Origin of the sequence: Butyrivibrio sp. ob235, assembly GCF_900109475.1 — a bacterium.
In the GTDB taxonomy this organism is placed as follows: Bacteria; Bacillota; Clostridia; order Lachnospirales; family Lachnospiraceae; genus Butyrivibrio.
Genome location: NZ_FOBE01000055.1, coordinates 1 through 10,391 on the forward strand (window position 1 = coordinate 1; position 10,391 = coordinate 10,391).

Genomic DNA, 10,391 nt, shown 5'->3' on the forward strand with positions numbered 1-10,391 from the left:
CTTTATGGAGAACTACAGAAGAGGTTCACATACACATGCTTATTTCCATGCCTCCTGATGTTGCTCCGTTGAAACTGATCAACACCTTAAAGTCCCAGCTCTCTAAAGAAGTCAGGATCAAATATCGTGAACATATAGAAAAATTTCTGTGGGGAGATGCTCTTTTCTGGAGCAGGAGCTATTTTTGTGCCACAACCGGGTCCGTTTCACTTGAAACAGTGAAAAAATATATAGAAAGCCAGCGCACGGATGACCACAAAAGAAAATATGAAAGAACAGGACGATACAGCAAAGCTAAACGCTGAGGGCCAGCGATTCATCCCCCACCGACTATGTCGGAAGGAGTTTTCTCGCTGATACATCATAAATCTTCTACGATGAATTCCTGACCTTTTGTGTAATAACCACACCTGCATTTGGTTTCTGTAATTGTAAGTTTTACCTTTGCCATGTTTTCTCCTCTACAAACCGTATTTTGATCTTATAAGCACAAATCCGTAAACAGATCATTAAAAATCCGCCTTGTCTTTTCCCCGTCCTCATAAATGGGACTATGAGCGCATCCTTCATAGAAAAAGAACTCTTTCTCAGGTGCTTCCACCATTTCATAGTATTTCTTCTGTAATGATGTACAGCAAGTCATATCGTTTTCACCTGCAAAAAAATATATGGGTATGTCTATATTTTGAATCTCTTCAAAAGCATTGAATAGCCGCGATTCATTAGAAACCGCATATTTTCCGGAAACTATCTTTCCCCTCCAGATGTTGATTCGCTCACCTGGTGTGTAAGCCTTTATCCGAAGGCTCGGAAAGAATAAATCCGTTATTACATTATCCATATCGGATGTTGTTCCGACTCCGAGAGAGTGCATGGCCTCGTCGCGGAGGCTGGAATTAGTATATTTTCGGTAATCCTCTTCTGAGTCCTTTATTTTGTATTCATCGAACTTCGAAGCCATTGAGCTGTTACCCTGTTCTTCGTAACACTTTCGCATATAATCATACGCTATCAGCTCCGACTGCTGCTGATTACAAATCTGAGACATTGCAAAATATGCAATATAATTCTCCGGAAACTGTTTCACGGCATTGAGCGCGATATATGTTCCGAACGAATGACCCATTATATAAATTTTGTCCTGACTAAACCTATCTTTTAGATAATTTGTTACCTGTAAAACATCATCTATAAACCTGTCCTTAGTCATGCTGTCCGGATCGGTACTGCCGTCAAATGACAGCCCTGTCCCTCTGTAGTCAAAATAGCATACAGTAAAATACTCGGGTAGCACAGAAGGATAGAGACTTTCCAAGATATATTGCGGTATTCCCGGCCCTCCGCCACAGACTAAAAGTACAGGATTGTCTTCCTTATCAGATAATAATATAAGCCCCAGCTTTGCTCCATCGATTTCCAGTGTTGTCTTCTCGCTAAGACTGTGTCCTTTAGGAAGTCTGTCCAAGCTTGGAGGGAGTACAATTATTATGATAAGTATTAAAACTACTGGCATAATTATCCATATCATTTTTATTGCCCACCAATGATTTAATATGTACAAAAAATCAATTTTACTATACCTATAATGCAATAAGAGACCAATCCCCAATGTGTTGCCCTTGATATTCAGGATCTACAAGCAAGTAATGAATAAAAGCAATTGTCTCACCATCATCTATCCTCGATAAACGCAAGACACCAGCCTGCATACTCCGTGCTGCCAAGTTTGCATTCAGCCCAACGAATCATCTTCTCTGTCAGTTTCATCTCCGATTATCTGTCGCAGTCTATTACAGGACATATCATCTGAAGGTCATATGGTTCCTTTTCAGCAAGTTCTTTTATAGGAATGCTTGCCAGACCACTTCCCATTGCTCTGTAAAATGCAATCGTCTCCTCAGAAGAACAGGCAGATATGTACAGAGCCTGTGCACCAGCTTTTATTGCTTCCGCTTTTCCAAATTCAAATAATCGTCTGCCAACACCTTGGCCTCTGCATTCAGAAGATACCTGCATCATATCAAGAATCATGTAAGGACCGTTTAGTTTCTTTAATAGCCCAATAAAGCCAATAACTTTATCATTTTCTAATGCGATGTATGTAATATAGTCATCACTGCTTATTTGCTTTGCCACAGAACGCTTTTGGCTTAAGTCCCAATCTTCGGTATATTTGCATTCTACTAATGCATATTCTCCGTCTATTCTTCGATATACTTTATTTACATTCTGTTTTCTGTTATATGAATCTAATGATTCTAAACAGAAATTTGTCTCTGATAATAATTCGATTTTTATCATTTAGTTACCCTCTTCTTTTCATCATCAGATAGCAGTTAATCCCATTTTTATAAAAATCAGGTAGTTCTCCAACACACTTATACCCCAGATTTTCATATAATATCTTCGCTCCCGGGTTAAAATCATCTACAGTTAAGAAATATTTTGCTGAAGAAGAATCGGAAGCATTATCCTCAAAAAACTTCATCAGCTGCTTACCGATACCATAATTCCTGTATTCTTCCTTTACTGCAACAATATGAAGATAGGGGTAGCTTCCAAAAACACCATTTGTCATGTAGTAAATAAACCCCAGGCATTTCTCATTTTCATCCAATGCAACATATACGTTTTTTTGTTCCACTGCATATGTTAGCATATTGGCTGCCTTTTCATAATCGCTGAAATACGCTCTTCCTAAATCAGAATTTTGCAAAATGTCTATGCAGCTATCAATATTTTTCATATCTGCAAGTTGAATATGAATATCCATTTTTCTCTTACGCTCTTCACACATTATTTGATACTTCCGTTTTTTTTGCCAAATAAAATCGATATAGTTCTTCGTTCGCATCGTTGAGATCTTTGTACATTTTTTTCTCTGTAAATGAAAAGCCTACACTTTCTATCGTTTTCCAAGATGGGACATTATCCTCACGTATAGTGGCAATTATCTCATTTTCATCATAATGCTCGAAGAAATAAGAAATATACGCCTTTGTTGCTTCTGAAGCGTATCCATTATTTCGAAAATCTGCTCCGATAAAATAAGTAATGCCCACTTTCTGCAAATCCTCATAATATGAACATCCGACAGATCCGATAGTCGAGCCTGTTCTTTTATCTTCAATCACATAAGCAAGATAAGATTTTCGAGGATTGTCCTCTCGCGCCAGATTTTGCGCTTCTATAATCCAGTCATCCATCCAGGAACTAGAATCTTTGTCAAAGCCTATATCATTAAGGCTCCCATCAGAAGCCATATGAATGAACGTCTCTCCGTCCGTCAGTGCTATATCTCTGATTATCAATCTATCAGTTTCTATTAACATATCACTCTCCTACAACTCCCCTTTCTGAAACAAAAGGAGCGCTTAAATCATAATCCGAGATTTCGGAAATGGGTACAGGCAGTTTAAGACCGATTTTGGAATCCATGTAATTAATATGTTTTGAATAAGCATCGTTGCCACTTCTGTCCACAGAATAAAACTGTATCGTATCATTTTGCAATGAAATAAAAGCATGCCCAAAACCTGCAGGAATCAGTACTGCCAGTGCATTTTCTTCTGACAGTTCAAATGACTCCCATTGAAGATAGGTTGAGGAGTCTTTTCTCAAATCAATAACGTAATCCATACCTCTGCCTTTTATGACTGTCACAAACTTCGTCATTGGGCTACGCTCTTCTCTGTAGTGAATTCCAAAAAAAGTTCCTTCTTTGGGCATGCTATAGATTCTTGTCTCCCGGGCATTGAAACAGGCAGTGTTTTCATCAAAAACATATTCCAGAGATCCACGGTTATCAACACGCGAATGGAGCCTATATATTTTTACTTTTCCAAATATTTCTTTTATCATCATATCCGCCTCAATATAAATCTGTATACTTTAACACTTCCATCCATTTCTTCAGACTGGATATCAAAGCCGCATCTTTCTGTATAGAATTTTACGTTTTGACTTTTGTCCACAGGTGTTACCAATGTAAATGTCTTCCAATCAGAATAATGTGTTATTGCAAATCGCATTGCAGTCGTTCCTATTCCTCTTCCCTGAAACTCAGGAATTACACATAAACATCCGACTTCATAATTACCCGCTTCCAGCTCCCTGCATGAAATGACGCCAACCGGTTTACTTTCATTAAGAATTATGAATTTAGGATAATCAATTATTGACTGCTCCATCTCTTCTTTTGTTCTACCATACGCCGGACATTCACCATACTTTACATAATCATCAAAAAACGCAGCGTTATATATATCTACAACCAACTCTGCATCAGACACCTCAGCATTTCTGAACTCAATCAATTTTTATTACCCCTCTTATTTCTATACCCATCCATCCCGGATATCATCACATTCAGTGATATCTCAAAGCTCTCTTTCAATGATATTGGATTTCCAAAGGAATTATGAATCTGAAGCATAATAAAACCTTCAAGAAAAGCCCTGTATGTTCGAAGCAAGTGATTAGCGATCTCACGATCTATCCCTAAGCCATCTGTCTGCTTGAAGAAAAAAGAATATAATCCTTCTGTGGCAGAAAGCAGCGTGTCATCTGAGTATTTGTTATACCAGAGCATCGCTTCAAATACGCCAGGATTCTCCATTGCAAACTTATAGAACTTTTTTCCGTACTCAAATAGATTTGCTTTTTCATCTGAAGAATCAATTCCTCTGACAACATCTTCCGATACAGTTTGCCACCCATATATCATAAGACTTCTGCGCATATCTTCTATGGTCTTCATGTGGTTGTACAATGACGGCTTCTTGATTCCTAAATATTCTGACAGTGTAGTAACCGACAAGTAAGACAGCCCCTTTTCGTTGGCCAGTTCTGCAGCTTTTTCTACTATTTCTTCTTTAGATAATCCTGTTCTTGGCATAACATCTCCTAATAAAAAACAACTAACATTGTTAGTTAATATTATACTAACAATGTTAGTTGTTTCAAGTATAAAGTGTAATATAAATTATCTTGTCAAATTTGAATTATTCTCTTTACTATTGCACAACGATCTCCAAATAACCGACAATTTGAGACTGTTCTGCAGCTTCAGATCCGTAATATCTTCTATTCATTTTGTAACGTCTTCAATCGGAAGCTGGATCTCAGTCAGCCATTCTTCCTCAGATTCTTTATTCCAGATTCCGTCAATATAACACTCTCTGGCAAGACCTGCTACTGTATATCCGTTCTGGTCTGCATATTTCATAAGAAATGCATAAGCTTCACCGATATTAGCATAAGAGCCCTTATGATAGATGCTCAGAACCTTTGACTCTGGCAGTGTTTTGAACTTAATGTGATCATTTTCTTTTCCGATCGCTTTTACAGCTTCGTTATGCCTGATGCGGATATCAGTTTCCTTATACTCTCCATCAAAATTCCGTATTTCTCCTCTGTACCAATTGCTTATATTTCCATATCTTCCAGAATATCAACCGCGGATTCTACCATTCTCGGACAAATATCCTTAAAAAGTCCATTCTCCCGGGCATAGAGCATCCCCGCTTCGGAGGATATGTCACAGCCAAGTATATCCTTGCAGATATATGAAGCATTCTTTTCTTTGAATCTTTCCATAAACTCAGCAGCCTTGGGATAAGCAGTTGCTTTATAGTCGGGTCCGTCTCCGTATTTCAACCCGATCACCATGATTGCCCCGGATACAGCACCACACACTTCACCTTTTCTCACGCCCCCGCTGAAACATGCTGCCACTTTCATAGCCTGAGCTACCGTCAGCCCATAATCATCCGCGTATGCTCCAAGAACTGCCTGCGAGCAATTGAATTTTTCATAAAATATCTTCATTGCTTTTTCTTTGTGTGTCATAGATCTTGACTCCTCTTACTATAGTTTTTTCTGCATCCATAACAGATCATACCATCTGTCAAATTTCTTACCTATAGTCTTCATGTGAGCTACTTTTGTATATCCCGATCGTATATGAAACTTATAGCTGTCATGTGTGAGATATTCATCCTCTTCATCACTATAGGCGGCTCCTGCAAGCAAGTTGACTATGTCCTGTTCTTTAAGCCTTTTTTCCAGCTCTTTGTACAACAACGAACCGATACCCTGTCTGCGATAATCCTTATCAACATAGATAGATGTTGTTGCTGTCCAGTTATAAGCTTCTCTAGAACTATATGGTCCCGCATACGCATAGCCGACGATCCTGTCTTTTAATAAGCACACCATATATGGATATTTTTCTTTTGTTGTCTTGATCCTGTTTTCAAAATCTGCAACTGACGGAACTTCATATTCAAAAGAAACAGCGGTATTCAGAACATAATATGAATATATCTCCACCAGTTTATTAGCATCTTCGGGATCAGCGTCCCTTATAAACAGTTCTCTTTCCATATTACCTCCAAAGACAATTAGTAATCACCCATATGGATATTCCTTGCTAAGATCTATCCTCATTGATACAATACCATTTTCCTCTGATAATTCTTCGTATCCCAAACGTTTATATAGGCTATATCCAATTCTCATAACTTCCGGTTTCGTTGTGAAAATCAATTCCTTAAACCCAAGTTCAAAAGCCTTATCCGTCATTGCTTTGAGCATTATCCTTGCATATCCTTTTCCTCTGTATTCCGGTCTGATAAACAGACGCTTTCCTTCACAGGTTTCGTCGCTTATTTTCTTTATGGCAACACAGGCAATGGGTTTATCTTCTTCATATCCTACTATTATCGCTCCACCTGAATAATACCCAGGCAGATCATTCAATTCCTTATCAAAGGAAACAAAACAGCTTTCTGCCCCTTTGATATGCGAATACTCAACAAAAAGCTCTTTCACAATATCAGGATTAGTACACTTTTTCGTTTCAAAAAGCATAATATTCTCCTCCATATCCCTGACATCTCCTATAAGAATTTTTCAACTTCCTTAGCCTTAAGAACCTTTCCGGCTGAAACAACTTTTCCGTCGATCATAAGAGCCGGCATACTCATCACTCCGAAACCCATGATCTTTTCCATATCCGTGATATACTCTATCTCCGCATCGATCCCTTTTTTCGCTACTGCTTCTTTTGCAGATGCAAGGAGAGCCTCACAGCTTTTGCATCCTCCGCCTAATACCTTGATATTCATGACCATATCCTCCTTCAGATGAATAAATATTGAAATAAGTTGAAACCATACCCGACAATGATGATACCCACTGTACAGATGGCTATAAATGTTCCTAACAGTTTTGGCTTGATAGCTTTCTTCAGCATAATGAGCGACGGAAGACTGAGTGTAGTCACTGCCATCATAAAGCTTAAGATCGTACCGAGCAAAGCTCCTTTGTACAAGAGTGCCTCGGCTATAGGGATAACACCAAAGATATCAGCATACATCGGAATACCCAGGATTGTTGCAAGTATCACTCCAAAGGGATTTCTTCCCCCAAGCACTGCCCTGATCCAGCTTTCCGGAATCCAGTTATGTATCACAGCCCCAATCCCGACTCCTATCAGAATGTATGGAAACACTTTCTTAAATGTAGATACTACTTGGTCCTTTGCGTATATTAAACGCTCTTTAACAGGGAGGCTCGGAGTTTCTATTTCAACGCTGCTGTTTGCATTCCTGATAAAATCCGCGACCTGATCTTCCATATGAAGTCTCTCGATCAATGTACCACCTGCAACAGCGATCATAAGTCCCATCACAACATAAACGATAGCTATCCTTGCCCCAAAGATGCTCATAAGCAGTACGAGGCTCCCCAGATCCACCATCGGTGATGAGATCAAAAAAGAGAATGTTACTCCAAGCGGTAATCCGGCACTCGTAAATCCCATAAATATCGGGATGGATGAGCACGAGCAGAATGGTGTCACGGTTCCAAGCAAGGCTCCTACGATATTTGCTCCGATTCCGTGAAATCTGCCCATTATCTTCCTGCTACGCTCCGGTGGAAAGAAACTCTGGATATATGAGATCACAAAGATCAGCAAACAAAGAAGGATCGTGATCTTTATAACATCATAGATAAAAAAGTGTATGCCGGAGCCTATCCTGCTATCTATATCCAATCCTAATGCAGACAGGAGTTCCCCGACCAAATTGTTCAGCCACTTTATTCCCAGGATCTGTGTCTGAATAAAGTCCCACATCATACTTTCCCCTTACAGCATTTGCCGGTAGTTTCATTACAGAGAGTTTTAATAAATCCACAGAATTCTTTCATGATGTCCGTGTTTATTGAATAGTAGTGCCACTTGCCTTCTTTTCTGTCGTTAACCAGTCCCGAATCTACCAGTATCTTCATGTGATGAGAAAGAGTCGGCTGTGTAATATCGAACTTTTCAAGAAGCTTGCATCCGCACTTCTCCTGATCAGAAAGCATCTTAACTATTTCCATTCTGTTGGGATCTCCAAGAGCCTTACATATCAGCACTTCGTCTAATTTGGCCATAATCTTCTCCTTATATAGATGTTTATCTATGTGTTGATAATAGCACATACATTGATATTCGTCAATGTATTATTTCAAAAAGGAGACAGAGCTTTTAAAACTCTGTCTCCTACGGGGCAATTTATCTTCTGAGATATTTTACTATGCACTACGCCGGTTTCTTCGTCAGATACAGCACATAAGTATCCCGGAACTCGACTTTATCTCCGCCCGCAAGCACCACACTCCGAAGTCCTTCGAAAAACTTCGTTTTATAGGGCTCGGGGATCAAAATGTGATCGCTGTGCGTGCCGCAATACATCACATATTCATCTGCAGAAAAAATGCGTTTTCCGTAAAAATCATGCCGCGTCAGATCCACATAGCCGTAGTCAGTCGCATGAAGATAGTCAAAAGGTTCCTTCATGTTTTTGTATTCCGTCACCGGTTTATAATACTCGTCGTAAACCTTCTGGATATTGTTAAACAGCTCCTCGTTGGGCGATTTATAATCCCCAATCAGAAACATCATCGCCAGCGTTCCTCCTGGCTTTAGCAGTTCAAACGTCTTGGAAAAAGCGACCTTCTCCGGAATCCACTGGATCGTCGCAGCAGAGTATATCACATCATACCTCTGTTCACCGAAATCATGCGTAATGAAGTCGTCGTTCACAATGTGGAAATTCGGTCTTGTATCGTATTTTTCTTTCATCTTCTCATAGAGATGCTCCCCGAGCTCAATGGCATTATAATCACAGCCGGTATCCAGAATCGGATCCGTCGCCTGACCTGTTCCCGGGCCGATTTCCAGCACCTTCGTTTCAGTTCCGATACAGGCTTCCCTGATGAAATATTCGAACAGTTCCGCACTGTAACGGGGTCGGAACTTATCAAACTGCTCCGGGATTGTGTCAAACACCTTACGATATTCCATTGGCTTCTTCCTCATCTCGCTGTATTTTTCATTCTGCCCCAAAATCGTATCTCCTTACTCATTTATCTCAAAAAAACGACTCCGATCTGTTCCATCTCATCCATCAATGATTTCCTTTTTATCCGGTATGCTCCGGATAAGTATGGCACCTGTGTTCGACAGCTTCATATTCTCAATCAGCGGGAAAGATACGCTACCTGTATAACTGTTTTAGAAATTCACTCAAGAAGCCTGACTGCCACATCCTTATCTGTTACCACTACAAATTGTCAATCCCGCATATGATCATTCGTCGGTGCTTTTAGCCCTGTGCGGAGATAATTTTTTCAAGAATTTCTTTTGAGATTACTTCGTTTTCAAAGTCACGAATTGTTTTTCTTTGATTTATCGCCTCAAATAATTCCATATTTCAATCCCCTTTCCTTAGCGCATAATATTTAAAGATTATGCTCTTTTCATTACCATTCTGACTATTGAGACAGGAGTGCCAAGAGTCCATTCCTTTTTGCATCCGTCAAATTCAAAACCATATTTGTGATAAAATTCTATGGCCCGCTCATTCTTTTCGAGCACCCACACAAAAAAGGTATTGTATTCACTAAGCCGGGAAAGTGCTTCATTCATTAATCTATAGCCTACTTTCCGCCCATAGTATTCTGAAAGCACATAGATTGCGTCAACCTCTCCTGCATCCGGTAGATCTTCATCTCTCGATGGACTATAAACCGCAAATCCTACGACTTGATCTCCATCCTTAGCCACAAGGGTATTGTCTGGGAACTTCCTGGCACGTGCTGTTGTAGCCTCTACAGTCATCGTGTCAAGATATCTGTCGCATACTATGCCTCTATAGGATTCCTGCCATGCAGTACAGTGGACGTATCCTCTTCCGCACAACTCCTCATCAGTTTCAGCTGATTTGATAACTATTGAATCGTTTATTTCTTCCATACAATCCTCATTTATATTAAAAGAAAAATCAAATCCATTTATCATTCTTTTCGAACATAAATTAGAAGGAAATTCAGAATAT

At 39.5% G+C, this 10,391-nt stretch carries 18 protein-coding genes; 1 reads left to right on the forward strand and 17 read right to left on the reverse strand.

The window, feature by feature from the left end; translation table 11 throughout:
• The coding region (tnpA, locus tag BMW61_RS20880; RefSeq protein ID WP_139176501.1) for an IS200/IS605 family transposase at positions 1 to 305 on the forward strand (305 nt) is incomplete at its 5' end.
• 176 nt (positions 306 to 481) lie between these two features.
• Here tnpA and BMW61_RS20885 read toward each other — a convergent pair.
• From BMW61_RS20885 to BMW61_RS20965, 17 genes are all read right to left on the reverse strand, one after another.
• Positions 482 to 1,513, reverse strand: coding sequence for an alpha/beta fold hydrolase (locus tag BMW61_RS20885; protein ID WP_242876859.1), 1,032 nt, complete (start codon positions 1,511 to 1,513; stop codon positions 482 to 484).
• Between the two features lie 67 nt (positions 1,514 to 1,580).
• On the reverse strand, positions 1,581 to 1,709 hold the full coding sequence (locus BMW61_RS23125) for a GNAT family N-acetyltransferase (RefSeq protein ID WP_139176503.1): 129 nt from the start codon (positions 1,707 to 1,709) through the stop codon (positions 1,581 to 1,583).
• Between the two features lie 64 nt (positions 1,710 to 1,773).
• Positions 1,774 to 2,301 (reverse strand): GNAT family N-acetyltransferase, encoded by a 528-nt coding sequence (locus BMW61_RS20895; protein WP_091825885.1) that lies wholly within the window; start codon positions 2,299 to 2,301, stop codon positions 1,774 to 1,776.
• A 4-nt stretch (positions 2,302 to 2,305) separates the two neighbouring features.
• Entirely contained in the window at positions 2,306 to 2,797 is a 492-nt protein-coding gene (locus tag BMW61_RS20900; RefSeq protein ID WP_175475330.1) for a GNAT family N-acetyltransferase, read from the reverse strand.
• Entirely contained in the window at positions 2,790 to 3,332 is a 543-nt protein-coding gene (locus BMW61_RS20905; protein WP_091825891.1) for a GNAT family N-acetyltransferase, read from the reverse strand. Before BMW61_RS20905 ends, BMW61_RS20900 begins: the two co-directional genes overlap by 8 nt.
• A gap of 1 nt (position 3,333) precedes the next feature.
• Positions 3,334 to 3,864, reverse strand: a complete 531-nt coding sequence (locus BMW61_RS20910; RefSeq protein ID WP_091825894.1) for a dTDP-4-dehydrorhamnose 3,5-epimerase family protein — start codon at positions 3,862 to 3,864, stop codon at positions 3,334 to 3,336.
• Positions 3,861 to 4,316 carry a GNAT family N-acetyltransferase gene (locus tag BMW61_RS20915; protein ID WP_024865550.1) on the reverse strand — a complete coding sequence of 152 codons (456 nt, stop codon included), beginning with the start codon at positions 4,314 to 4,316 and terminating at the stop codon, positions 3,861 to 3,863. The genes BMW61_RS20910 and BMW61_RS20915 overlap by 4 nt, the downstream gene beginning before the upstream one ends.
• On the reverse strand, positions 4,313 to 4,897 hold the full coding sequence (locus BMW61_RS20920; protein ID WP_091825896.1) for a TetR/AcrR family transcriptional regulator: 585 nt from the start codon (positions 4,895 to 4,897) through the stop codon (positions 4,313 to 4,315). Before BMW61_RS20920 ends, BMW61_RS20915 begins: the two co-directional genes overlap by 4 nt.
• Before the next feature lie 192 nt (positions 4,898 to 5,089).
• A complete protein-coding gene (locus tag BMW61_RS20925) occupies positions 5,090 to 5,431 on the reverse strand; it encodes a GyrI-like domain-containing protein (protein ID WP_091825899.1) in 342 nt (113 codons plus the stop codon).
• Positions 5,428 to 5,850 (reverse strand): C-GCAxxG-C-C family protein, encoded by a 423-nt coding sequence (locus BMW61_RS20930; protein WP_026525377.1) that lies wholly within the window; start codon positions 5,848 to 5,850, stop codon positions 5,428 to 5,430. Before BMW61_RS20930 ends, BMW61_RS20925 begins: the two co-directional genes overlap by 4 nt.
• Positions 5,851 to 5,868: 18 nt before the next feature.
• The gene (locus tag BMW61_RS20935) at positions 5,869 to 6,387 is read right to left on the reverse strand and encodes a GNAT family N-acetyltransferase (protein ID WP_044959745.1); all 519 of its coding nucleotides are present in this window, start codon (positions 6,385 to 6,387) and stop codon (positions 5,869 to 5,871) included.
• 24 nt (positions 6,388 to 6,411) lie between these two features.
• Positions 6,412 to 6,873, reverse strand: a complete 462-nt coding sequence (locus tag BMW61_RS20940; RefSeq protein WP_175475331.1) for a GNAT family N-acetyltransferase — start codon at positions 6,871 to 6,873, stop codon at positions 6,412 to 6,414.
• 29 nt (positions 6,874 to 6,902) lie between these two features.
• Positions 6,903 to 7,130: a thioredoxin family protein gene (locus BMW61_RS20945; protein WP_026499327.1), complete on the reverse strand. Its 228-nt coding sequence runs from the start codon at positions 7,128 to 7,130 to the stop codon at positions 6,903 to 6,905.
• Between the two features lie 14 nt (positions 7,131 to 7,144).
• Positions 7,145 to 8,146 carry a permease gene (locus BMW61_RS20950; RefSeq protein WP_330388569.1) on the reverse strand — a complete coding sequence of 334 codons (1,002 nt, stop codon included), beginning with the start codon at positions 8,144 to 8,146 and terminating at the stop codon, positions 7,145 to 7,147.
• A complete protein-coding gene (locus tag BMW61_RS20955) occupies positions 8,143 to 8,445 on the reverse strand; it encodes an ArsR/SmtB family transcription factor (protein WP_091825906.1) in 303 nt (100 codons plus the stop codon). Before BMW61_RS20955 ends, BMW61_RS20950 begins: the two co-directional genes overlap by 4 nt.
• 148 nt (positions 8,446 to 8,593) lie before the next feature.
• Entirely contained in the window at positions 8,594 to 9,400 is an 807-nt protein-coding gene (locus BMW61_RS20960) for a class I SAM-dependent methyltransferase (protein ID WP_330388570.1), read from the reverse strand.
• Between the two features lie 402 nt (positions 9,401 to 9,802).
• Positions 9,803 to 10,391 (reverse strand): GNAT family N-acetyltransferase (locus tag BMW61_RS20965; RefSeq protein WP_207650209.1); only part of this gene is annotated, 589 nt, incomplete at its 5' end.